Origin of the sequence: Baaleninema sp. (assembly GCF_049974805.1) — a bacterium.
Taxonomy (GTDB): Bacteria; Cyanobacteriota; Cyanobacteriia; order Cyanobacteriales; family Geitlerinemataceae; genus Baaleninema.
On sequence record NZ_JBNGCO010000043.1, the window covers coordinates 1 to 25,280 of the forward strand.

Here is a 25,280-nt window from a genome sequence, read left to right on the forward strand (position 1 = left end):
AGGTGGATCGACGAACCAGGAATCCCCCTGCCTTCAGGCGGGGGAGAACGTCAAACCATAGGAGTATATATCTCGTGACTATTGCAAACGGTGACGCTGCCGCCCCGGTTTCGACTTGCACGTTGTCCTTCGACGGTAAAAGCCAATATGTCGAAGTTCCCTATAAACCCGAGCAAAATCCCGATGTCTTTACGATTTCAGCCTGGGTAAAAGTCACCGGAGGACAAGGAACCTGGCGCTCGGTCATTACCTCTCGCGATGACCAGCCCAGTCGTGGTTACATCATTTACGGTGGTTCCAATAATAAATGGCAGACTTGGGTGGGTAACGGCGTGTCTGCCAACGGTTGGATGTCTGTCACCGGGGGCGACATCCAACTCAACACTTGGACTCATGTGGCTGCCAGCTTTGATGGCGAAGTTTTGGAGCTGTTTATCAACGGTCAATCCGCTGGAAAAGAGAAAGTCACCTACACCAAAAACACTCAACGTCCCCTGCGAATTGGGGCTGGAGCAACCGAAGTTGGCGCTCGGTATTTCTACCACGGTCAAATTGCGGAAGTTTCCGTGTGGAACGTCGCCCGCAGCGAGGCAGACCTTCAGCAATCCATAAATCAACGCCTGCGCGGTGACGAAGCGGGTTTGGTGGATTACTGGCCGCTCAACGAATGTTCTGGCGATACAGTGTCCGATCGAAGCAGTAGCGGTAACTCCGGCAGCCTTCACGGGGCAACTTGGCAAACGATCGACGACTTCCCCGTACAACCTGCTGCCCCCGATACCGCTGGGGTGGTCATTACCGAAGTGGTCTACAAGGGTAAAATCAAGCGATCGCAGTCTGACGAGTACATCGAGATTGCCAACCAGGGGTCGAGCGCCGTGGATATCTCTGGGTGGAAAGTGACTTCTGCGGCCAGCGATCGCCAGGTGTTTTTCTTCCCGGAAGGGACGGTAGTACTGCCAGCCGGAGAAAGTGTCCGCGTGTACACCGACCAAGTTCACCCGGAAACGGGCGGTTTCACCTTTGGCAGCGGTACGGCGATTTGGAACGATAAAGGCGATCGCGGCACGCTGTTCGATGGGGACGGTCAGGAAGTCTCCACCTGGTCTTATGGAGCGATGGCAGAGGAGTAATCGCGAACGGGTCGGTTCGGCGAACTGACTCGATGGAACTTTCCGCCTCGGAGGCCAATTCACCAAGACCTCCGAGGCGGAATTTTGGGCGATCGCACTTCTCTCGATCGCTCATGCAAATTCTGAAGCGGTTGAGGCAAGCTTCGATCGCCCCCCGAAAAGGTTGAGTAAAAGTTAGAAAAGACAGTTAGAAAAGACAGATTTCTCAAACCACCCCTTGCAAGCGGCGAACCTGTTGTAACAATCGCGCGACGGCGATCACATCCCAGATTTCCCCCTCGTCTACGAGGACATCTAACGCCGTTTCTAGAGTATCGATCGACGCCTCAAACTGTTCGAGTCGCATATAGGCTCGTCCCAACCCCTTCAACGCCGCCACGTAATCCTCGTTAATCTCGAGAGCGCGTTCGTACAGCGATACCGCTTCCTGCAAACGGCCTTGACTGGCGCGGAGGTTGCCCAAAGCATTATAAGCTAAAGCGTGGTCTTCATTGAGGCGAATCGCTTCTTGGTACTCCTCGGCGGCTTCCTCGTAGCGATATTGCGCGAACAGCGTGTTTCCCAATTTGTAGCGAACCAGAGAGTCTTTGGGGTAGCGATCGAGCAGTTCGCGGAAAATGACTTCAGCGGCTTCGTAATCGCGATCGCGAAACAAGTCGTTCCCTTCCCGAAACAGTTCCCGGCGATCGAGGTTTTCCGCTTGCTGACGTGGCGGTAAAGGTAGAGAATCCACCATCTGCGCCATCGCCATCTGCGGCGTCAGCGTAGCGACGGCGACAACCCCTCCCAACAGGGTCGATCGAACGGCGTTAAACTGACGGTGCAACGAATCCATTCTCAGGCGATCGAAAAACGACACGAGACGACACCCTCTCCAAATCACAAACGTTAAAACCCAACCATAACAAAACTTAAGCCTCGACGATCGCGCAACTTCGCAGCTATGCTACCGACGGACTTACTCAGCTACCGACACAACGGCGAAACCCTCACCCCGAAACGCCTTCCCCTCAACCCTCAACACTTAAAACTGGCCCAAGACGCCATCGATCTCTTTGAAAGCTGCGTCAACGATACCCAAGGAGAACTCGCACGCCGCTTGAAAGAATGGGAAGGCGACAGTCCCGATTATCGGCTGCGACGGGGCTTAGCGCACCTGCTCAAAAGCAAATGTTGCACCTTCGAGATCGTCAGTCCCCTCGATCCTCCCGAATTGCGTCAGCGGGTGTTCGCACTCTCGGCGCAAACCGTCCCCAGTCGTCAGTCTACCGTTACCACGCTCGATCGCCTGGCCACAGAACTCAGCCGCGAACTCGAATGCGACGTCACTCTCGACGCCATTCAACGGGGACTCTACGCCGACTTACAAGAAAACCGCATCCTCACCGAATTCGACCCCTTCACCCCCGAAAACCTCTTGCACTATTACAACCTCTCCCAAGTGCAAGGGATTTTCTACCGCGCCAGCGACGTAATTATTAACGCTCATCGCAACGTCCCCGGTCAGTATAAGTTGCTCTTTCGTTACCTCAAACTCTTCAGTTTGATGTTTTACATCGAAGGAGACGCCGACTGCGGCTTTACCATCACCATCGACGGACCGACGAGTTTGTTCAAACCCAGCACTCGCTACGGCTTGGCGATCGCTAAACTGATTCCGGCGTTACTCCACGTGACTCGTTGGAGTCTCAAAGCCACCTTACACACCCGCAACCCCCAAACCAAAACGACCCGAATCGGTCGCTTCACGTTAAATTCTGATTGTGGTCTCGTCAGTCACTACCCAGCGGGAAAACCTTACGATTCCATGCTGGAACAGTCCTTCGCTGAACGCTGGGAATCGTTAGATACACCCTGGAAATTAGAACGGGAAGTGGATTTAATTCCCATTCCCGGTAGCGTCATGGTTCCGGACTTCCGCCTGGTTCACCCAGACGGACGGGATGTCTTACTTGAAATTGTCGGATATTGGCGACCGGAGTATTTGAAAAAGAAATTTTCGCAAGTACGACAAGCCCTCGATCGCCGCTTAGTCTTAGCCGTGTCAGAGCGGTTGAACCTCGAGAAAGCTGGGGTTCGCATCGAAGAGGTTCCGGTGAAAGTGGTTTGGTTTAAAGACAAGCTAAAACCCCAAGCCGTTCTCGCCGCTCTCGAGGACGGTTAAACTCGGAGTTTGCGAATCATTTCTCGCAAGACATCCGTTTTCGTTTTACCCCGTTGGATACAGTAATGTTCTAACCGTTCGAGTTCGCCCGTCGGCAGGCGGATGGTTAGAACTTTATCAGAAGGGGGTTTCGTTCGAGCCATAGGGAACGATCGATCGGTTTCGCGTATTGAACAGGGTAAGATACACCGATTCCCCGTACTCGTCTCACGTCGAGTCTTCGGGGGCGGCCGGCTCCTAGCGTTTCGTCTCGACAGTAGAAGTTTGGCGGGGTTGAAGTGTCAAACGCAACCGTCGAGAACGAGCGGCGACGTGCGCACCCCCAAGGGACAAGTCGTCGTTTCGAGACAGATACGAGTATCGGTTTTCTCTATGATTATCGGCTCGATCGCGATCGAGCCTCTAGTACATTGTACTGATAATCGAGCGTTTGCAAACGTTTTCGAGAAAAAAAACATCGATCGTTGATAATTGACAATTGATAACTGATAATTGATAACTGATAATTGATAACTGACAGCTTCTCCCCATCTCCCCATCATCACATCACCTCATCATCACCGTATCGCTGCTAAGCTAGAAGGGATAGCTACTTTACACAATCGGGCAATGAGCGACCAGAATCCTTACGAACAACTTGGAGTCACAGAAGGTGCCTCGTTCGAGGAAATTCAAGCTGCTCGCGATCGTCAAATCGAACAACACAACAACGACCGCAAACAGGTCGAACAAATTGAAATGGCTTACGATGCCGTTTTGATGGATCGGTTGCGGTTGCGCCAACAAGGGAAGATTAAAGTCCCCGAGGGGATTCGCTTTCCCGAGCGATCGATGCCGTCGCCACCGAAAACGCCCCTCCCGGCGACGCCGAACGGGATGCCCGAGTGGTTGCAAGAGTCGATCGATACTCCCAGTCAAAGCGATATTCTCTGGCCGGCAGGGGTTTTCGTCCTCTTGAGCGTTCTCAGTGCGGTCAGTGCGGAATACGCCCCGGTTGCGTTGGCGTTTGGGGCGGGGGCGAGTTTGTATTTTCTCAACCGCAAGGAGAAACGGTTCGGACGGGCGATTTTGTTTACCTTGGTGGCGACGATTGTAGGGATTCTCGTCGGCGGACAGTTGGCGACGCTACTCGGCGCCCAGTTAGCCCCCGAAACCTTTGCGGCGTGGGTGACGTTCTTCCTGCTGTGGCTGGTGTCGAGCTTTTTGCGCTAAACCGGCCGGGAACGGCTCTTAATGGATGGCTTGAGCCGATCGCTCGACGACGAGATCGACGGCTTCGGCTAGGTCTTTGACGATGCGATCGGGGCGGTAGGGGGTCAGTCGCCGTCGATCGCGAATGCCCGAGAGTACACCGATAAATTTGACGTCGTAGGTTCGGGCGGCGATGGCATCGGCTTCTGTGTCCCCCACCATCCACTGTTCTCGCACTGGGGGCAGTTCCATCAACGCCTGTTGCATGAGGCGGGGTTTGTCTTGGGTGTCGAGGGTTTTGGTTTCGTTGTTACCGATGCAGTAGCGGCGATGGGGCGGAAAGAAGCGATCGATCCCGCAGCGATAGAGGGCTTCGTCGAGTTCTCGCTGGCGGCGCATGGTCATTAAGACGAGATCGAGTCCGGCTCGCTGGGCCCGTTCGAGGGCATCGACGGCACCGGGAATCAGGCGATCGTGGTGGAGGTAGGGGGAGCTGTGAACCGTTTGGCTGCGGAGTCGGGCGAACTGACGGGCGCGATCGAGGTCGAGACCGGAAATCGCGCCGATTTGACGTTCGGGAACGCACGATCGCTTCAAGCGCCAAAATTCCGATTTCGAGAGACGTTTGACCGGGCGATCGGGAGGGCGCAATCGTTCAAGACAGTCTTGGTACACGCAATAATAGCGATCGGAGACATCGACGATGGGTCCGTCGAAATCGGTGATGAGTCTGAGCATAGGGACGATCGATCCTGAGACCTTCGGTTCGGTTTGCAACTCTGTGTTAAGTTTTATCACACTCGGTTCGATCGAAACCGCTGGCTCGCCCCCGATTCAGTTTGTTTTCGAGGGCGATCGCACCCCGCCGGGAACGAAGTGAAAAACTGGTTTATCATGGCGTGTGGGACGCACTTTAAAGGATTTAGGGCGCGATCGTACCGCACGATCGACCTTTTTCCAACGTCCGGTCAGGGAATCTGTTGACCGTCACCCAAGGCTAATGGCGAATTCGATTTTAAAGAAAGTTACCAACAAATCCGCAGTTAAAACGCTACTCGATCGCCTGGCAGAAACGTTCAACCAGCCGTTTTCTATTGTAGACGTTCAGCACCAACCATTGCGCGAATACGGAAAAATATCCGCGTCCCCTTTGCGACATGAAATCACAGTGCATGGAGAGACGTTCGGATGGGTTTTCGGCTATGAAAACACTGGAATTATTGCAGATATTATTGAGTTTTCGATTCGACAAGAACTGGAAAAAAGGTCTTTAGCCAAAGAACTTTTAGAGCGGTATCGAGAAATCGATCTCTTTTATGAAATCTCGACGAAAATCACGGCGAGTCTCAATCTCAAAACGATTTCCCAATTAGTTTTACAAGAAATTGAAGCCTCAATTCCTTTAACGAGCAGCTCGATTTGGCTCCTCGAAAGAGCGAGGGACGACGAAGGGGATGGCGAGGGCGATCGCCTCGACCTGCTCTTCCAAAAAGGCGCTATCCTGCCCTGGGGAACCTCCCTTCCCCTCAAAGAAGGCATTCTCGGTCACATCGTCCGTCAAGGCCGCAGCGAAATCGTCAACGACGTAGCCGTAGACGGCAGAGCCAGCGAGGACGATCGAAAACTGGGGTCGTTGCTCTGCGTTCCCCTGGTGGCGCGAGACCGCACCATCGGCGCTATGGCGGTCTGCCACTACCCCACGATTACTTACAGTGCCGAACATCTGAAACTGCTGACCCTGTTCGCCATCCAAACGGCGATCGCCATCGAAAAAGCCCGCCTGTACGATCGCAGTTGCGACGCCGCCGCCCAAGCCCAGCAACAAGCCCAAAAACTGCAAGCGGCACTGCAAGAACTCCAGCAAGCTCAAACCCACCTCGTCCAGAGCGAAAAAATGTCCAGTTTGGGGCAGATGGTGGCCGGCGTCGCCCACGAAATCAACAATCCCGTCAACTTCATCAACGGCAATCTCAGCCACGCCTGCGAGTATACCCAAGACCTGATCGATCTCATCGACCTCTACGGCGATCGCTACGGCGAACCGGACGACGAGATCGAAGACTTCATCGAAGAGATCGATTTAGACTATCTGAAAACCGATCTGCCCAAACTGCTGTCTTCGATGAAAGTGGGGATCGATCGCATTCGCGAAATCGTTCAGTCCCTCAAAAACTTCTCCCGCATCGATCGCGATCGCACCCAATCAGCGAACCTCCACGAAGGTCTCGACAGTACCCTTCTCATCCTCAACCACCGCATCAAAGCCAAAGGCGATCGTCCCGAAGTCAAAATCGATCGACAGTACGGCGACCTTCCCCCCGTCGAATGCTTCGCCGGACAACTCAACCAAGTCTTCGTCAACGTCATCGCCAACGCCATCGACGCCATGGAAGAGGCCGGTATTTCCAACCCCACTGTCACCGTGCGTACCCAAGTGCGAGACGATCGCTGGGCGGTGATTCAGATCGCAGACAACGGTCCCGGCATGGCAGACAATATCCGCAACCAAATTTACGACCCCTTCTTTACCACCAAAGCCCTCGGTAAAGGTACCGGTCTCGGACTGGCCATCAGCCGTCAAGTGGTGGTCGAAAAACACGGCGGACGGCTCGACTGTCGCTCCCAACCCGGTAGCGGAACGCAGTTCGAGATCTGGCTTCCCCTCAAACCCGAGTTTCGAGACACTCTGCCGCCTCCGAAGGTTTCGGACTTAGACGACGAGAATATTGACGCCTCGCTCAGTGGAGCTTGGTCTGTCGATCCCAGCGTCGTCAAAGGATTCCAAGACCGCGACCCCATCGGCTACCAAAATCTCGTCGATCGACTGGCGCGATACAATCCCGAAATTCAAAACTTTTCCCCCGAACGCATCTACCAAATGTTGATGTCGATGCCGATTTTAATCAAACTCTATTTGGCTTCGATTCGACTCAACCCCCAATCGCCCCCCCCATCTCTCGATTCCTCCATTTCCGACTCCGATGTCTGACCTCGCCAACGCCGACGCCCGCTTACATGACGACCGCGATCGCGAAATTACCGAACTGCGATCGCGTTTGGCCGCCCTCGAACAGTCTTGTATCGCCCGACAAAACGCCCTCTCCAACGTCATCGCCAACATTCGGGCCAGCCTCGATCTCGATGAGATCTTTCGCTCCACTACAGAAGAAGTGCGACAGTTTCTCGAGGCCGACCGGGTGGGAATCTTTCGCCTGTTTCCCGAGAGCCACAATACCGAGGGGGAATTTATCGCGGAAAACGTCGCCCCCGGCTACGATTCAGCCTTGGCGGCCAAAGTCCGCGATCGCTGTTTCGGCGGAGACTTCGCTCAAGACTACGTTCGCGGCCGCGTGCAAGCCGTCGGTGACATTTACAACGCCGGGTTGAGCGACTGTCACCTCGAGATTTTGTCGCGGTTTCAAGTGCGGGCGAACTTGGTGGTTCCCCTGACTAAAGATCGAGAACTCTGGGGCTTGCTGTGCGTACATCAGTGCCGTTCTCCCCGGTCTTGGCGCGAGTCGGAGGTGGAATTCGCCCGTCAGGTCGCTCTTCATCTAGACGTGGCCATCCTACAGGCGGAAATGCTCGCTCGCCTGCGCCAACAAAACCAACAGCAACTTCAACGCATTGCAGCGAACGTTCCCGGCGTCATCTATAAATTTCGCATCGACGCCGACGGTTCTATGTCGTTTCCCTATTTTTCGCCGGGAAACGAAAGCTTTTCGGAACTGTCACCGTCGGAAATCGAACGGGACGCCGCTTATCTGATCGATCGCATCCATCCCGAGGATCGATCGCAATTTGACGAATCGATCGCCCAATCGGCGCAAACCCTCCAAACCTGGGAATGGGAAGGCCGGATGACGCTCCCTTCCGGAACGGTACGCTGGATGGAAGCTCGGGCTTGTCCCCAACGGCAAACCGACGGCGCGATCGTTTGGTACGGTTGGTTCAACGACTGCACCGACCAAAAAGCCATCGAAGAAGAACGAAACATCCTGGCCGCGATCATCGAAAACAGTTCCGATTTCATCGGCATTTCTGACTTAAACGGAAATCCCATCTATCTCAACCCCGCCGGATGCCGCATGATGGGACTCTCTCCTGATGAGGACATCGCACGCCGTCACATTTCCGAGTATTTCACCGCCGAATCGTACCGACAAATCCAACAGCAAGGCTTCTCGATCGCCAGCCAAACTGGCCGGTGGCGGGCTGACCTGCAATTTCGACACTTTCAAACCGGCGAGGCGATTCCCATCGATTACAACCTGTTCGAGGTCGTTCACCCCCAAACCGGCCGTTCCCTGGGTTTGGCCATCATCACCCGCGACATGACGGAATACAAACGAGTCGAACGGGAACTGCAAGCCGCTAAAGACTTTTTGCAACTGGTCATCGACACCCTGCCCCATTTGGTGTTTTGGAAAGACCGGAATTCAGTGTACAGCGGTTGCAACCGTCGTTTCGCTCGGTTGGCCGGACTGAGAAACGCCCAAGAGATCGTCGGAAAAACCGATTACGATTTGCCCTGGACGGCGGAGGAAACCGAATGGTACCGTCAGTACGATCGCCAGGTGATGGACGCGAACCAGCCCCAGTTACACATTATCGAAACCCAAACCCTGGTAGACGGCCGACAAATTTGGATCGATACCTCGAAAATTCCTCTCCACGACGAGGAAGGCAACGTCATCGGTATTTTGGGAACTTACGAAGATACTACCGAGCGCAAACGTGCCGAAGAGGAGTTGCATCAGTCTCGCCAACTGCTGCGATCGGTCATCGACAGCATTCCCCAATTGGTCATTTGGAAAGATCGCAACTCGGTCTTTCTCGGGGGCAATCAACGCATCGCGGCACAGGCCGGTCTCGAATCCGTCGAGGAATTGGTGGGCAAAACCGATTACGAGATGCCCTGGCGCGATTTAGCCGATTGGTATATCGCCTGCGATCGCCGCGTCATGGACACCAATATTCCGGAATTCCGCATTACGGAAACCCTACCGCAATCCGATGGAAGCCTTAGTTACATTGAAACCAACAAAATCCCCTTGCGGGATGCGGAGGGCAACGCCATCGGACTGGTGGCGACGGCGGAAGACATTACGGAACGCAAACAAGCCGAAGAAGCCCTGCAACGGGCGCTGGCTGACCTCAGCGCCATTATCGACAATTTAGCGGACGGGTTGCTTGTCGTCGATACGGAGGGACGGATTACCCGCTTCAATCCGGCGTTACGATCGATGTTTGGGGTAGCCGAAGCAAACCTGCGCGATCGAACTTGTCTCGAATGCGGCTTGTCGGAAGTGGCGCTTCTGGTGGAACGGGTTCAGACGACGCCTTCGGAACAGGTGTTGACGGCGGAAATTCCCCTCTCGGGGCAGCACGTCGGTCAGGCGTTGGCGAAAAACGTTTTTAAAGACGCGCCAGAAGACGAAAATCCTTGGATTGGGTCGGTGGTGTTGATTCGAGACGTGACGGTAGAGAAGGAGGTCGATCGCATGAAAACCGACTTTATCTCTACGGTGTCTCACGAGTTGCGAACGCCGCTGACGTCGGTGTTGGGGTTTGCGGCGATTATTCAAGAAAAGCTGGAAGAACGGGTGTTTCCGCTCCTTCCCGAGGGCGATCGAAAGATCCAAAAACACCTGCGGCGCGTGCGGCAGAATTTGGACATCATCATCTCGGAAGCCGAACGACTCACGGCGTTGATTAACGATGTGTTGGACATCGCCAAAATGGAAGCCGGAAAGGTGGAGTGGAAGATGGCGCCTTTGTCGGTCGAAGAGTTACTCGATCGCGCTTTGGCGGCTACGTCCTCGTTACTGGACGAGAAAAACTTACAAATTCAGCGGGAGGTGGAACCGGATTTACCGGAGATTCAGGGTGATCGCGATCGACTGATTCAAGTGGTCATCAACTTACTGTCTAACGCCATCAAATTCACCGACGAGGGGGCGGTGACTTGTCGCGTCCAACGTCGCGGAAACGAGATTTACCTCAGCATCCGAGATACCGGAATCGGCATCGCCCCCGAAGATATCGATAAAGTCTTCGACAAGTTCAAACAGGTGGGAGAAACCCTCACGGACAAACCCAAAGGGACGGGGTTGGGATTGCCCATCTGTCAGCAAATTGTGGAACACCACGGCGGCCGCATTTGGGTGGAAAGTCAGTTGGGAGAAGGGAGTACTTTCGCCTTCGCCTTACCTGTCAGAGACGCCTTGGAATCCCCAACCTCGGACAAACAACCGCAAATCGACATCGCGCCCTTGATGCACCAGTTACGGGAACATGTCACCCCCGCCAGCGACACCGATACAGGGAAATCTCGCAAGACGATTTTGGTGGTGGACGACGACGACCACGTGCGGGAGTTGTTGCGTCAGTCTCTCGAAACCCAGGGATATCAGGTGAAACAGGCCTCTGATGGGGTGGAGGCGATTAAACAAGTGAAGCGATCGCGCCCGGATCTCATCGTCCTCGATGTGATGATGCCCTATATTGACGGCTTCGACGTGGCGGCGGTGTTGAAGAACGAACCGCAGATGATGGGGATTCCTATTTTGGTGTTGTCGATCGTTGAAGATCGCGAACGGGGGTTCCGGGTGGGGGTCGATCGATACCTCACCAAACCGATCGATCGACAAGGGTTGTTGCAAGAAGTGGGGTCGTTGCTGTCGGAGGGATCGTCGCGGAAAAAGGTGTTGGTGGTCGATCGCGACGCCTCGACCTTGAAAATTCTCACAGAAGTTCTCGAAGCCCAAGGCTACAGCGTCGCCGAAGCCGCCACCGACCGAGACTGTATCGACAAAGCCCTCTCGCTCAAACCGGATATTATCGCGATCGATTCAGGTTTTTCCAAACAACACGATATCGTCAAAACCTTACGGTTTGAGAAGGGATTAGAAAACGTTTTGTTCGTCTTGCTGGGCGACCAAAACGAATCGATGTAAAATCGAATTTGCAATCTCATTTAATTTATTGGAAAGAGGATTAAAATGGAGCCAAAAGTTTTAATTGTTGACGACGAGCCGAACATTAGAATTTTGCTAGAACAAGCCTTAGAAGACTTAGAAGACGAAGGAATTGACTTGCTGACGGCACAGAACGGCTTGGAAGCATTAGAAATTATTAAAGAAGAGAAGCCTCAACTCGTATTTTTGGATGTAATGATGCCCAAGAAAAACGGTTTTGAGGTTTGCCAAATTGTCAAAAAAGAGTGGAATTTTAGCGAAACTTACATTATTCTGCTAACCGCCAAAGGTCAGGAGTTCGATAAAAATCAAGGTATAGAAGCGGGCGCAGACCTTTATATGACGAAGCCGTTTCGTCCGAAAGAAGTATTGCAAAAATCTTTAGAAATACTGGGTTTGGAGTTAGATTAAATTTTCATTAAATTGTCATTAAACTCGTCAAGTTCGCCGAGTTGTGCTGGCGCCCAGGGGTGTATCTCCTATCTATAGCAGTACGACTTCGTTTGCGGCTTCTTTTCAGGATAGATCGTTACGGAATGGGGTTTTCAGCCGATCTGTTTCCGCAAACCATTTGGGATTGCTATATAGCCAATGCTTACATAGTTTTGTTGCATCAACTACGTACTTAACCTTTTTTTTAGGAATTTACGGAAATCTACGACTTTTTCAGGTCTTTCACCATTACCAATCACTACACTATAGACTTTGTTTGGGGATTGCTTTCAATATGAATCGTTTCGGTATGGGGTTTTCAGCCGATCTGTTTCTGCAAACCATTCAGGATTGCTATAGATCCCCGGCATCTTCAAGATGCCGGGGATCTGATGCAGGATCTGATGCAAATCCACGTCTCAAACAATCGATGGAATCTCAGAAACCCACCGAAAACGCGCCGAGTAACGTTTGCAAATTCTCCGCCACCGTATAGTTAATATGATGCGCCCAGGGCAAACTATCAACAACCATGCCCAAACACAACAGCATCATATAGAGAATCGAATACTTAAAGAGCGATCGAGCCACCTCGCGATTTTCACAATCGCCCAAAAGCTGACGGGCTTTCCTCACAAACGGAATCCCCAACAGTACAGCCACCGCCGCGTAAACCGCACCGCAAACCCCCAGGGGATACACCAACGCCGCCGTCGAAGCCAACATCAACCAGGTATACAACCAAATTTGCTTCACCGTCACCTCGTTTCCTTCCACCACCGGTAACATAGGAACCCCGACTTCGGAATACTCATCGCGAATGTAAATCGCCAACGCCCAAAAATGCGGCGGCGTCCACAAAAACACGATGAGAAACAACATCCACGCCGCCCAACTGAGATCGCCCGTTACCGCAGCCCAACCCACCAGCGGCGGAATCGCCCCCGCCGCACCGCCGATGACGATATTCTGAACCGTATGGCGTTTCAGCCAGTGGGTGTAAATCAAAACGTAGAAGACAATCCCCGACTGAGCGAGGAACGCCGCCGTCAGGTTAGCCACCGTGGCCAGAATGACGAAAGACAGCGTGGCTAAAGTTCCGGCGAAAATCAGGGCGTGACTGGGACGCACGCGCCCGGAGGGTAACGGCCGCAGACTCGTCCGTTCCATGATTTTATCGATGTCGCGATCGTACAGACAGTTAATGGTGTTGGCGGCGGCGGCCGCTAACCATCCTCCCAGTAAGGTCGCGCACAACAGCACAGGATTGACTTGACCCTTGGCCGCGAGGAAAAGTCCCGCAGCGGTGGTCACGAGGAGTAAAACGATAATGCGCGGTTTCGTGAGTTGGTAATAGCTATAGAAAACTTGGAATATATTGCTGTGATGCCGTTCGGTCGTTGAAGTGATGAGATTCTGCATGAATGGGCCAATAATTGAGAATTGACAATTGAGAATTGAGAACGGAGGAGAGTTCGTTAGGCTTTGCCAAATTGGGCGTCTCGAAAGGCCAGGACGGTGAACGCCACGAGAGACCCTAGCAGCAATGCGCCGATGGTTTGGTGGGATACGGTGAGGGGTTCGACTTGCAGGCGCAGATAGAACGTCGCGACGCCTAAGCCGATTTGTAGGAACACCAGTCCGCCGGAAAGTTTGGCCAGGACGCGCAGGGGTTGGCTTAAGGCGGGCGTCCGCAACGCCCACAGGACTAAGACGAGAACGGTGAGGGTGGGGGGAACGACGCCGAGGATGTGGCTGTTCATCACCGCGCAGAGATTTTGGTAACTCAGGCATTGGTGTAACACCCACTGGGAGGCGACGAGGGCGCCGATGAGACTTTGTAGGTATACGAGAATCGCTCCGGTTAGGGACACCCAACGCAGGGAGGTTGCGGTTCCGGTACCTCGGTAGGGCAGTAAGGCGACGCCCATTGAAAGAACGGTGATGAAGAAGAGGAGGGCGGTGCCGAGGTGGGCGGTTACGATGTCGAAGCGCAAGAGTTCGGTGACGGTGAGACCGCCGAGAATGCCTTGGAAGATGATGAGTCCGAGGGCGACGAGGGACATCCAGGGCAGCCAGTTGGGGAGTTCCCGACGCCACCACCAGCTTTGTGCGGCGAGGACGATCGCCATTACGCCGATGAGGGAGGCGTCCAGGCGATGGAACCATTCGAGGAAGACTTGCAGGTTCATTTGCGCCGTGGGAACGAGTTGTCCGTAGCAGAGGGGCCAGTCGGGACAGGCGAGGCCGGCGTTGGCGACGCGGGTGGCGCTACCGATGGCCATCAGGACGACGGTGGCGATCGCGATTTTCCAAATCAGACGCCGCACGCGGCCGGTGGCGGCGGATTCGTTCTCGGAAATCTCGAAGGTGAGGGAGGAGGTCAGTATCGAATGTGCCATCGATGTTTGGAGTCGATCGAACGTCAGGGGGTCGGGAAGCGCTTTCGGATGCGGTTTTGAAAGGGTTTTGGTAAGGGGAAATCGATCGAGGGGGCGATCGAACTTTTCCAGATTTCGAGGGCGGGATTTCCCCCTCGTCCAGTGGTTTGACTGCAAACTTGCATTAGTTTTACCTTAGAGCCTTTCTATTTTCCAAGAGCAAGAGTTTTAGAAATGTTTTAGATTGCCAACGTTTTGTGAAGCTGTGTAATTTTTTCTGAACCTATTCCTTTTAAGTAAAAATTAAAACAATATAAAATACGTCCGGCAGTCAGTAAAGCACTGCAAATCGGGCGTTTTTAAGCATTTTTTGACATCAAAGAGGAAAAGTTGCTCGAAATCCGTAATCGCTTTTACAGTTTAACTAATTCGTATATTGCTAAGTATCGATTAACGATTTTAAGAAACGGAAAACCCTAAGATTTTCCAAAAAAAATCTAAAGATTTATCAATTTCGTCACAGCATTAAAAAAGCTGTTTTACTGTGTAACAGAGAGGCTCGGGCTGTTGGCTTGCCCCGCCAGCAAGGCACAGCTTGCGGCCAGAAAAACCGTTCGTCTTAACTCGATCGCGAGTACCACAAGAGGAAACGATACTACGTGAAACTACCCACTTCCATTAATACGCTCATCGCTGGCATCCTCATCACGCTCATCAGTCTGTGGTACGGACAGAATCACGGCTGGATGCCAGCCGCCGCCTCCGAGGAAGCCCCCTTAGTTGATGGTTTGTTCAATACGATGATGACCATCGCCACGGGGTTGTTTCTCCTCATCCAAGGGGCGATTTTGATTTCGATCGTTCGATTTCGTCAAAAACCGGGCGACAACACCGACGGTCCGGCGATCGAAGGCAACATCGGCTTAGAAATCGTCTGGACGGCGATTCCGGTGGTCATCGTCCTGGTGTTATCCGTCTATAGCTTCGAGGTTTACAACGAAATGGGGGGACTCGACCCCGCAGCCTCGAGAGACCCCGGACCTCAGAAAACAGCCCTCGCCCCCGGTTCGGCCATGGCGGCGACTCTGGACGAGGGACAAGAGGTCGCCCTCGGCGTGGGGGCGTCTCCCGCGACGCAAGGACGCAACGCCCAACTCAATGTGGATGTCTTGGGACTTCAATACGCCTGGATTTTCACCTATCCCGATAGCGGCGTGGTGTCTGGAGAACTCCACGTTCCCGCCGGAGGAGATATCCAACTGAATATTTCCGCCCAAGACGTGATTCATGCCTTTTGGGTGCCTCAATTCCGGTTGAAACAAGACGCGATTCCCGGCCGGGAAACGGAACTGCGGTTCAAGCCGGAGGTGGCGGGAACCTATCCCATCATCTGCGCGGAACTCTGCGGGGCCTATCACGGTGCCATGAGAACGCAAGTCGTCGTTCAACCGCCGGAGGAGTTTGACGAATGGCTGCGATCGCAAATCGCCCAACAAGCGGAGGAGACGCCGACGGTGGCGACTGCGTTAAACGTACCGTCCGAGATCGATCGCCTGCAAGCCCACACCGCCGATTGGAACGTTACTTCAGAAACCTTGGCTTCTCTTCACGCCCATCACAGTTTTTAGACAGTTTGTAATTTTAGACAGTTTGTCAAATTTGGGGGTCTCCGCCGTTTGCGGGGGAAAATGTATAGCAAAATACAAATACCTGGAGAATCGAGAGCCAAAACCCCTGAAATCTCGTGAAGTCAGTTTTTCTGTCACCCTAAACGGCGAAGAGCCAAATTTGGGTTGTAAAAACTGGGTTTCGTTCCTAATCCAAGCGAACCTCAAAAACTGCGCGACATTTCACGACTTCACGTATGACCACAACAACATCGATCGAACCGAACCCCACACCACCCAATGGCGAACCGGAACACAAAGAGCGACATTGGAAAGACTTTTTCGGCTTCAGTACCGACCACAAAGTTATTGCCATTCAATATTTCGTCACCAGCTTCGTGTTTTACCTGATTGCTGGGGCGATGGCCACCAGCATTCGCATCGAACTGGCAACGCCAAATCCGGACTTTTTAGGCTACGAAAACTATAACGGCGTGCTGACCCTGCACGGGACAATGATGATCTTTTTATGGATCGTTCCGGCCGGTGCCGCCTTTGCCAACTACCTGATTCCGTTGCAAATCGGGGCGAAAGACATGGCGTTTCCCGTTCTCAATGGGATCGCCTTTTGGTTGATTCCCCCCGGTGGCTTGCTGTTGTTAACCAGCCTGTTAATCGACAATCCCCCCGTGGCGGGGTGGACGTCCTATCCGCCGCTGAGTTTAATTAGCGGTCAGGTGGGCGAAATGATGTGGATTCTCAGCATTTTGCTGTTGGGAACTTCGTCGATTTTAGGGGGGATTAATTTCGTTACCACGATTTTCAAAATGCGGATTAAGGAGATGTCGATTTACGATATGCCCTTGTTCTGCTGGGCGATGCTGGCTACGTCGCTGTTGATTTTGGTTTCGACTCCCGTGTTGGCGGGGGCGTTGATTCTGCTGAGTTTCGACCTCATCGCGGGAACGGCGTTTTTCAATCCCACGGGGGGCGGCGATCCCATCGTCTACCAGCATATGTTTTGGTTTTACTCGCACCCGGCGGTTTACATTATGATTTTGCCGGTGTTCGGGTTGATTTCGGACGTTTTACCCGTTCACGCCCGCAAGCCGATTTTCGGATATAAGGCGATCGCTTATTCCAGTATTGCGATCGCCTTTTTGGGAAACATCGTCTGGGCGCACCATATGTTCACCAGCGGAACGCCGGGATGGTTGCGGGTGTTCTTTATGGCGGCCACGATGGTGATTGCCGTTCCGACGGGAATTAAAGTGTTTAGTTGGGTGGCGACGGTATGGGGCGGCAAAATTCGCCTCAACAGTGCCATGTTGTTCGGTTTGGGCTTCGTGTCGATGTTCCTCGTCGGCGGACTCAGCGGCGTCATGGTGGCTTCGGTTCCGTTTGACATTCACGTTCACGATACTTATTTCATCGTCGCCCACTTCCATTACGTCCTCTTCGGGGGTAGCGTCTTCGGCATTTATTCGGGACTGTACCACTGGTTCCCGAAAATGGTGGGACGGATGATGAACGAGTTTTGGGGCAAAGTCCATTTCGTTCTCACGTTTATCGGCTTCAATTTGGCGTTTTTCCCGATGCACATTTTGGGATTGCAGGGGATGCCCCGCCGGGTGGTGCAATACGATCCCGAACTGACGTTTCTCAATCAGATTTGTACGGTGGGATCGATTATTTTGGCGATTTCGACGGTACCGTTTTTGATTAATGCGGTGTGGAGTTGGTTTTGGGGTCCCCAAGCCAGTGCGAATCCTTGGAACGCTTTGACGTTGGAGTGGCAAACCAGTTCGCCGCCGATTATCGAAAACTTTGAGGAAGAGCCGGTGTTGTGGTCGGGCCCTTACGATTATGGGATCGATCGCGAACCGAAGGAAGACCAGTCGGTTTCCGATTTGCTGGCGGAAGTGAAAGCGGAATTGTAAGTGTCCGCCGAGTCAAACCGGAAATACTGGGCTCTTCGCCGTTTAGGGTGACAGAAAAACTGACTTCACGAGATTTCAGGGGTTTTGGCTCTCGATTCTCCAGGTATTTGTATTTTGCTATACATTTTCCCCCGCAAACGGCGGAGACCCAAATACTGTAGGGACGTTTCCTGTAACGTCCTGATGGGAGAAACCGATTTCGGTTGGAAACTTATCGAAAATCAGGAATTGAAAGGCGAGAGTGATGCAAGGTTCTACTGTGGATATGTCTCAAACTGCGATGGTGACGCCCCAACATGCTGAAGCGTCCGGCCACGGCGACCATCCCGACTATCGTATTTTTGGCGTTTATGTTTTTCTGTTCGCTGAGTCGATGATTTTCCTCGGCTTGTTTGCGGCGTATTTAACGTTTCGTGCGGTGGCGGATGTTTGGCCGCCTCAAGGGACGCCGGAGTTGGAGTTGTTGTTACCGACGGTTAACACGATTATTCTGGTTTCGAGTAGTTTTGTGATGAATCGGGGCAATCGGGCGATCCGTCAAAACGATGTTTCGGGAATGCGAAAGTGGTTCGCGATTACGGCGTTGATGGGGGCGGTGTTCTTGTTGGGTCAGGGATATGAGTATTTCACCAACGAGTTTAGTTTGACGGACAATTTGTTTACGAGTACGTTTTACGTTTTGACCGGGTTTCACGGTCTGCACGTGACGTTTGGGTTGGCGTTAATCGGGGCGGTTTTGGTGCGATCGATCGACGGCGATCGATACAGCAGTGAAAGCCATTTCGGTCCGGAAGCGGCGGAGTTGTACTGGCACTTTGTCGATATTGTTTGGATCGTGTTGTTTACGATTTTGTATTTGTTGTAAACGATTTTTTGTGAATTGCAACGAATAGGGAATTCATAGGGAATCCAAATCTCAAATACTGGTTTTCCCCAATTCGGGGGATGGGGTTGAAGACTTTTTGAAACCCAGCTTATCGGAAACGGGTTCCGTATCACCTCTTGAGTTAATCTGTTGCGCTCTAGATCCCCGGCATCTTCGAGATGCCGGGGATCTTAGGCGAGAAATTCTATTACCACATTTGTGGTAAAAAGTCAATACCCAAGAAAGTTTTCACGCTCAGAGACAGATTGGATACAGAATCAAATCGAGGAATCAAATCGAGGAACCGATGGGAAGAATCATCTTCACCGTGGTTCCACGATCGATCCCTTCACTTTCTAGAGAAATCTGTCCTCGCATCAACTCCACCAAACTCTTAGCCACGGCTAACCCCAACCCCGGACCGCGAAAGTGTTCGGGACAGCCTTCGAGTTTGACAAAGGGTTGAAACAACTTCTCTTGTTGGTTGGGATCGATGCCGATTCCCGTATCGGAAATGGAGATAATCGCCTCGGGCAGTTCGTGATAGCTGGTTTTGCCCATCGGTGCGGTGATGGCGGTGCGAATGTCGATTTCGCCGGATTCCGTAAACTGGATGGCGTTTTCCAAGACGATCGACAACACCTGTTGCAGCATTTGGCGATCGGCGCGAACGTAGAGGGGCGGGGGAAAATCGTGACGGGACAGTTGCAAGCCTTTGGTTTCGAGTTCTTGGCGATGCTGGGCGATAACGCCGTCGAGACAGGATTGGATATCGACGGCTTCGAGGTTCGGCGTCAGTTGTCCCGAGTGAATTTTGGTGAGATCGGAAATATCCTGCATCAACTCTAAGAGGCGGTTTCCGGCGCGAACCACGCGATCGAACCGTTGTAAGTCTTCCGGGGGGTAGCGATCGCCCTGTTCGAGGAGTGCCTTAGTATTGTCGATGGTTTTTTGAATAGCGGGCTGGAATTCTTCGGCTAAGTTGTATAAATAGAGGTCTTTGAGTCGATCGGTTTCTCGAAGGGATTCATTTTCCGACTCCAGTGTTGCCAATTGAGTTTGCAGTTGTGCGGCGGTGCGGTTAAACGTGGTTAACAGGGTTTTAATTTCCCGCGTTCGCAGCAGCAATCCCCCCCGGACATCGAGTAAGGAAAGGGTTTGCCAGTGAGATCCCAACTTCCGCAAGCCCTCCGTCAAGCGCCGCAGGGGGCGCACGATGCCTTGGGACACTTGCCACCCCACGAGGGTGGCCACGGCCAAGCCGAAGGCGCACAACAAGACCGTGATACGGGCGTTGGTGCGAACGGCGTCGGTAAAATCCGCTTGAGGTACCGTCACCACCACCAACCAATCGAGGCCGCTGGGGTCGCGAAACGGCGACACTTGCAGGAAATACCGATGGTTTTGCAAGCGATATTGCAAAATTTGCGTTTCCTCGATTTGGTTTAAATTGCCGAAGCGACGGACGAGGTGGTTGGCGGCCGCTTGCACGGTGCGATCGCGGCTTTCGGTGGCGCGAATGCCCCCCAGGGGGCTATCGTCGGCGGCCAGAAAGGAATCGGTTCCCGAGGTGGCCACTAACACCCCTTGGCGATCGATCGCGAAGGCTTGTCCGGCGCGACCGATTTTCAGATTTCGCAAAAACTGTGCGATGCGAGAGAGGCGCAAATCGACCCCGACGACGCCGAGGAAGTCTCCGTTGTCGTCGTAGAGGGGATAGCTGGCGGAAACAGAAGGGCTTTTCTCGCCCGGAGACCTCACCGGCCCTTGAGTCCAGACTAACTCTCCCCGGTTCGCCGCTTGCTGATAGCCGCGAGTACGGCGAGGGTCGTAGTTTTCGAGGGTGTCGAGAACGGTGACGCGATCGCCCAAGCGGTTGAGTTGGTATTCGTAGACTAAAGCGGGGTCGCGATCGAAATCCCGTTCGGTGAGGACGAGGCGACCGTCCTCTTGGCGGCGAATCCCTACGAATTCCCCGTCCACACTGGTGAAATTGAGGTCGCTGACCTCAAACACCTGCATTTGCTGCCAGAAATACCGTCCCGTCGCCGGGAGGTTCCTGGGGTCGAGGCGTCCGGACTCGACCGCAGCGGCGTTGAGGGCGATCAGTTGGCTGGGGGTTTCGAGATAGTCTTCGAGATGTTGGACGATGCGGCGGGTCACTTGGTCTTGGAGTTGGGTGCCAAGGTCGAGAATGGCCTGTTGTCCCTGTTGGTAAGACAAGTACCCCACCAATCCCGTAAAGGCAACCAGTTGCAGGGCGAACGGAATGGCGATAGCCGTTCGCAGAGAAAATTTTTGCGAGAGTTGGCTGAGGAGCGATCGATGGAACACGGTTCGGTCTCGGTGGCGGGCTGCGTCGGGGGTGTTCCGTGGTGCCGGGGCCTCGGTTCCCTCTAGGATCTAGGATATCGCGGCCGTGGAGTCGCCACTTTTCGCTAGACTTAAAATAACGAGCCGCATTCCGGCCGGGGATGGGAAACCCTTGAAATTGCGACCTTTTTGAGTATTGAGATATGACCGTGACACCCCGCACGTTGGTGCGTTGGAAAAACGAACACCGTTCGATCGTGGCGTTGACCGCCTGGGATTACGCGATCGCCAAGGTTTTGGACGAGGCGGGGGTGGATGTGATTCTCGTGGGGGATTCTCTGGCGCAGGTGGCGTTGGGCTACGAAACGACGTTACCCTTGACGTTAGATGAGATGTTGCACCATGCCAAAGCCGTGCGTCGCGGCGTCAAAGAGGCGTTGGTGGTGGTGGATTTGCCGTTTTTGACCTATCAGGAGAGTCCGCAGCAGGCGTTGCGATCGGCTGGCCGCGTGTTGAAGGAAACCGGGGCGGCGGCGGTGAAACTCGAAGGCGGGTATCCGGCCATGGCGGAAACGGTGTCTGTCTTGGTGCGGGCGGGAATTCCCGTGATGGGTCACGTGGGGTTGACGCCCCAATCGGTGCATCAGTTGGGCTATCGCAAGCAAGGGACGACGGCCGCTGAGGAGTCGCGGTTGGTTTCGGAATCCTTGGCGTTGGAACGGGCGGGGGTCTTCGCCTTGGTTCTCGAACATATGGACGCCACTTTAGCCGATACGATTTCTCACAAACTGACGATTCCCACGATCGGGATCGGGGCCGGTTCTGGCTGTGACGGACAGGTTTTAGTGACCCACGATTTGCTCGGTTGGTCCGATCGCCAACCGCCCTTTGCCAAGGTTTACGCAAATTTACGGAACAGTATTTCCGAAGCGGTTCGACAGTACGGGGACGATGTGCGATCGCGCCGCTTCTAACGGTAACTCTCTAGTGGGGATCGCCGAGTAAGATGCGATCCCCAGAGCCGGAACATCAACCGGATTACTGATATTTCGCGGGGACGGGTTGATTTTGTAAGCGCGGTTACATCCGTGCCATCGTAGTTTTCGGGAGAAGTTTTTTTTGTAAACTTTTGACTCGAAGGTTCTGATGTGACCGAGCGATGGCGGTATACTAATATTGTAAAAAGATCGATCGCAAACCTTCGAGGTAATTGGGTTAAAAAACCACAAAAGCGGTTTCAAATTCGTTGAGAATAGCCCCTCTGTTCGTGCGATCGAAACGTTTTTAAGTAAGTGGGCAATCGTATCAAACGCGATCGCCTCAGTTGTCCGGAACGCGATCGACAACTGAAACACCTTTTTAGGGAGGAAAACATCTCATGGCCAGATCTGTCGTTGCGCTCGATCGAGCCACCCCTCAACCGTGGACTGGCGACAGTGCCACCTCCAGTTCTCTACGAAATTCTTCGCACCGTCGCTCGCGGCGGCGTACAGTCGGCGATCGCTTAGGCTTTGAATCCCACGATATCGTCAACGACGATGGCGAAGCCGTCACCGTATTCCTCCCCCACCTCGGTGGTTCTCGTCGTTAGGGCAAACTCCCAAGCCGTTCCCTTTCTCCTAAGAAAACCCGAAGCGACAGGCTTCGGGTTTTCCGCTTTTTCTAGAGAAATTCTAGAGAAATCTCATCGCCTTGAGTGGCAAGGCGATGAGAACCCGGCCAGTACGATAAACTGAAAACAGCCAACAGAAACCAGGTTCAGTAAGGTAAATTAAAGTCAGGGTTAGCGGAGTGCTTTCCCCAACCGTTAAACCACCCACAGTTGTGAGTTCGCCTCATCGGGGGCATTTCTCCCGTCCCAGACGAATCCAGATGTGGGGAATCCCAACGATTTCAGGAGCCGAGCCGTCCTCCGACAAGCCCTTCGCTCCTCGACTCCCCATCGAGCGTTCTGCAAAAGCCAGACTTTCAAGGAACAATCGGGAGGAATTCTCGTTCCCCTCGTTTGAGTCAAGTCGTTGAATTCGTCCAAGCCAACATAAGCCCCTAACTTTTGTGCCGGGTCAGCTGCTATCCGTGAGTTATTGCATTAACCCCCAATGCCCTAACCCTGCCGAACAGCCCAATCCGAAAGATCGTGTCTGTCCCCATTGCGGAGCGGACTTGGTGCTGCAAAATCGGTATCGGATTTTAGGGTTGCTCGGTAGTGGCGGTTTCGGTAAAACCTTTGAAGCGGCAGAAGGGAAAAAACGAAAAGTTATCAAAGTTCTCTACAAAAACCATCCCAAAGCCGTTTCGCTGTTTCAACAAGAAGCCAAAGTTCTCAGCCGCCTCAGCCATCCCGGTATCCCTAAAGTCGAACCGGACGGGTACTTCGTATACTGGCCGCCCAACAGCGAAGAACCCGTTCACTGCTTGGTTATGGAAAAAATCGAGGGATTGAACCTCACCGAATGGCTCGAAGAACGCAAAAACGAGCCGATCGATAAAAAGGTGGCGGTCGAATGGCTCAAGCAACTGGTGGACATTCTCGAACAAGTCCACAAACAGCATTACTTCCACCGGGACATCAAACCCCATAACATTATGCGCCGTCCCCAGGGACAGCTCGTTCTCATCGACTTCGGAACGGCGCGGGAAGTGACGGGAACCTATCTCAACAAAGTCGGTGGCGGCCAAAACGTCACGGAAATTATCTCAGCCGGCTACACCCCTCCCGAACAAATTAACGGAAAAGCCGTTCCCCAGTCGGACTTTTACGCCCTCGGCCGCACCTTTGTCTACTTGATGACGGGGAAAAAACCGACGGAATTTCCCGAACATCCCCGCACGGGAAAACTCCAGTGGCGAGACGGCGCTCCTCAGATTCCCGAGGCTCTGGCCGACATCATCGACTACATGATGGCGCCGTTTCCCGGCAACCGTCCCCAACACGCTCAAATGATTTTGCGGTCTTTGGACGAGGCCGAATCGCAACTGTCAGCCTCGCCGACGAATTTTAAATGGCCCTTCAAAGGGAACGAGGAGGCTTCAGCCCCTCCCTCCTCCAACCCCCCCCGCAAGGCTCGGGCGTTACCCACGGATTCCGGATTGTATCGCAGCGGTACGCCGGATTTACGATCGACCGGTTCGGGATTTCGCAGTACGGGGGGACGCGGCATTCAATCTCGCCTGCGACACCGTCAGGCCGACTGGTGCCAACGGCTGAAACTGTCTTGGACGTCGGCAGTCGGAGGCGCGATCGCGCTGTTGGCAATTTCGCAAATTTACAGCTATTGGCGTTACGCTCTATTTCCGGCAACGCCGTGGTTTCCCCTGGTGTCTTTCCCCAGTAGTGGCTTTTTCGATACAGTGCTGGCCCGCAACGTCGGACAAGTTTACGGTTTAGCGGTGTCGCCTCAAAACAACATCGTGGTCAGCGGTAGTTTTCAAACTCTGGGGATTATCGCGCTGAAAAACGGGGTTCTCCTCAACGAGCGATCGGTTCACGAAAGTTGGGTCAAAGCGATCGCTTTTACCCCCGACGGTAACACCATCGTCACCGCCAGCCAAGATACGACGATTCGCCTGTGGGACACCCGCACGGGAATTCGCAAGTTAACGCTCAACAACCACACCAAAGCCGTCAACGATATCGTGATTTCCGCCGACGGCCACATTATCGTGAGTGCCAGCGACGATCGCACCATTCGCGTGTGGGACTTACGCAGCGGTCGCGTGCTTCACACTTTACAGGGTCATACGGGCGCCGTCACCAGCTTAGCCTTGTCCGCCGATGCTTCTACCCTCGTCAGCGGTGGTGAAGATAAAACGCTGCGGGTGTGGAACGTGCGCCAGGGGGTGCAAATTCGCGCTCTCACGGGTCACGAAGCTGGGGTGCGATCGGTGGCACTGTCCCCCGACGGCACCACCATCGCCAGCAGCGGCGCCGATAATACCGTGCGTCTGTGGAACGTCTTTCCCGGTGCGGAGATCGATCGACTCGAAAACACACAAGTCGATGTCAGTACGGTTCTCTTTGCGCCAGATGGTCGTTATCTCGTCGGCGGCGGTGACGAGATTTATCTGTGGAACGTGAAAACTGGAGAACGGGAGTACGTTTTTCGCGGACACCGAGGCCAAGTCAGCGCCTTGGCGTTTGCCTCGAACGGTCGCCAACTCGTCAGTGGCGGCGTCGATAAAACTGTGAAGTTATGGGAAATGCCCATCGAACCCTAGACCCTGAAATTCTCACGAACGTACCCAGCTCGACTCGGATGGACTTACGCAGAAAC

Annotated in this window: 18 protein-coding genes; 12 read left to right on the forward strand and 6 right to left on the reverse strand. The window is 53.5% G+C overall.

Going from position 1 to position 25,280, the window contains the following annotated elements; translation table 11 throughout:
- Positions 1-74: 74 nt before the first annotated feature.
- Entirely contained in the window at positions 75-1,133 is a 1,059-nt protein-coding gene (locus ACP5D4_RS10260; RefSeq protein WP_428011532.1) for a LamG-like jellyroll fold domain-containing protein, read from the forward strand.
- A gap of 205 nt (positions 1,134-1,338) precedes the next feature.
- Here the strand turns inward: ACP5D4_RS10260 and ACP5D4_RS10265 are convergent, their stop codons facing one another.
- On the reverse strand, positions 1,339-1,968 hold the full coding sequence (locus tag ACP5D4_RS10265; protein WP_428011533.1) for a tetratricopeptide repeat protein: 630 nt from the start codon (positions 1,966-1,968) through the stop codon (positions 1,339-1,341).
- A gap of 108 nt (positions 1,969-2,076) precedes the next feature.
- Between ACP5D4_RS10265 and ACP5D4_RS10270 the strand changes: the two genes are divergently transcribed.
- A complete protein-coding gene (locus ACP5D4_RS10270) occupies positions 2,077-3,297 on the forward strand; it encodes a DUF790 family protein (RefSeq protein WP_428011534.1) in 1,221 nt (406 codons plus the stop codon).
- On the opposite strand, the gene ACP5D4_RS10275 is transcribed toward ACP5D4_RS10270, so the two are convergent.
- A complete protein-coding gene (locus ACP5D4_RS10275; protein WP_017662228.1) occupies positions 3,294-3,440 on the reverse strand; it encodes a ribbon-helix-helix protein, CopG family in 147 nt (48 codons plus the stop codon). The two genes, ACP5D4_RS10270 and ACP5D4_RS10275, sit on opposite strands and share 4 nt — an antisense overlap.
- Before the next feature lie 466 nt (positions 3,441-3,906).
- Between ACP5D4_RS10275 and ACP5D4_RS10280 the strand changes: the two genes are divergently transcribed.
- Complete coding sequence (locus ACP5D4_RS10280; RefSeq protein ID WP_428011535.1) at positions 3,907-4,509, forward strand: CPP1-like family protein; 603 nt, start codon at positions 3,907-3,909, stop codon at positions 4,507-4,509.
- 18 nt (positions 4,510-4,527) lie between these two features.
- Here ACP5D4_RS10280 and ACP5D4_RS10285 read toward each other — a convergent pair whose 3' ends face one another.
- Positions 4,528-5,226: an HAD family hydrolase gene (locus ACP5D4_RS10285; RefSeq protein WP_428011536.1), complete on the reverse strand. Its 699-nt coding sequence runs from the start codon at positions 5,224-5,226 to the stop codon at positions 4,528-4,530.
- 262 nt (positions 5,227-5,488) lie between these two features.
- On the opposite strand from ACP5D4_RS10285, the gene ACP5D4_RS10290 reads away from it, so the two are divergent.
- From ACP5D4_RS10290 to ACP5D4_RS10300, 3 genes are read left to right on the forward strand one after another with little or no spacing between them, the layout of a single operon-like run.
- Positions 5,489-7,477 carry an ATP-binding protein gene (locus ACP5D4_RS10290; protein ID WP_428011537.1) on the forward strand — a complete coding sequence of 663 codons (1,989 nt, stop codon included), beginning with the start codon at positions 5,489-5,491 and terminating at the stop codon, positions 7,475-7,477.
- A complete protein-coding gene (locus ACP5D4_RS10295; RefSeq protein ID WP_428011538.1) occupies positions 7,470-11,447 on the forward strand; it encodes a PAS domain S-box protein in 3,978 nt (1,325 codons plus the stop codon). Before ACP5D4_RS10290 ends, ACP5D4_RS10295 begins: the two co-directional genes overlap by 8 nt.
- Positions 11,448-11,492: 45 nt before the next feature.
- A complete protein-coding gene (locus ACP5D4_RS10300) occupies positions 11,493-11,879 on the forward strand; it encodes a response regulator (RefSeq protein ID WP_428011539.1) in 387 nt (128 codons plus the stop codon).
- Between the two features lie 459 nt (positions 11,880-12,338).
- Here the strand turns inward: ACP5D4_RS10300 and ACP5D4_RS10305 are convergent, their stop codons facing one another.
- Positions 12,339-13,322 (reverse strand): heme o synthase, encoded by a 984-nt coding sequence (locus tag ACP5D4_RS10305; RefSeq protein WP_428011540.1) that lies wholly within the window; start codon positions 13,320-13,322, stop codon positions 12,339-12,341.
- A 56-nt stretch (positions 13,323-13,378) separates the two neighbouring features.
- Complete coding sequence (locus ACP5D4_RS10310; RefSeq protein WP_428011541.1) at positions 13,379-14,302, reverse strand: COX15/CtaA family protein; 924 nt, start codon at positions 14,300-14,302, stop codon at positions 13,379-13,381.
- Between the two features lie 638 nt (positions 14,303-14,940).
- Between ACP5D4_RS10310 and ACP5D4_RS10315 the strand changes: the two genes are divergently transcribed.
- From ACP5D4_RS10315 to ACP5D4_RS10325, 3 genes are all read left to right on the forward strand, one after another.
- Positions 14,941-15,909, forward strand: a complete 969-nt coding sequence (locus ACP5D4_RS10315; RefSeq protein WP_428011542.1) for a cytochrome c oxidase subunit II — start codon at positions 14,941-14,943, stop codon at positions 15,907-15,909.
- A 236-nt stretch (positions 15,910-16,145) separates the two neighbouring features.
- Positions 16,146-17,828, forward strand: a complete 1,683-nt coding sequence (gene ctaD, locus ACP5D4_RS10320; protein ID WP_428011543.1) for a cytochrome c oxidase subunit I — start codon at positions 16,146-16,148, stop codon at positions 17,826-17,828.
- A 244-nt stretch (positions 17,829-18,072) separates the two neighbouring features.
- Positions 18,073-18,693 (forward strand): cytochrome c oxidase subunit 3, encoded by a 621-nt coding sequence (locus ACP5D4_RS10325; protein ID WP_428011544.1) that lies wholly within the window; start codon positions 18,073-18,075, stop codon positions 18,691-18,693.
- A 291-nt stretch (positions 18,694-18,984) separates the two neighbouring features.
- Here ACP5D4_RS10325 and ACP5D4_RS10330 read toward each other — a convergent pair whose 3' ends face one another.
- Positions 18,985-21,027, reverse strand: a complete 2,043-nt coding sequence (locus ACP5D4_RS10330) for a sensor histidine kinase (protein WP_428011545.1) — start codon at positions 21,025-21,027, stop codon at positions 18,985-18,987.
- Between the two features lie 182 nt (positions 21,028-21,209).
- Here ACP5D4_RS10330 and panB point away from each other — a divergent pair, with 182 nt between their 5' ends.
- From panB to ACP5D4_RS10345, 3 genes are all read left to right on the forward strand, one after another.
- On the forward strand, positions 21,210-21,980 hold the full coding sequence (panB, locus tag ACP5D4_RS10335) for a 3-methyl-2-oxobutanoate hydroxymethyltransferase (protein WP_428011546.1): 771 nt from the start codon (positions 21,210-21,212) through the stop codon (positions 21,978-21,980).
- A gap of 404 nt (positions 21,981-22,384) precedes the next feature.
- Positions 22,385-22,597, forward strand: coding sequence for a hypothetical protein (locus ACP5D4_RS10340; protein ID WP_428011547.1), 213 nt, complete (start codon positions 22,385-22,387; stop codon positions 22,595-22,597).
- 575 nt (positions 22,598-23,172) lie between these two features.
- Complete coding sequence (locus ACP5D4_RS10345; protein WP_428011548.1) at positions 23,173-25,224, forward strand: protein kinase domain-containing protein; 2,052 nt, start codon at positions 23,173-23,175, stop codon at positions 25,222-25,224.
- The last annotated feature ends 56 nt before the right edge of the window (positions 25,225-25,280 follow it).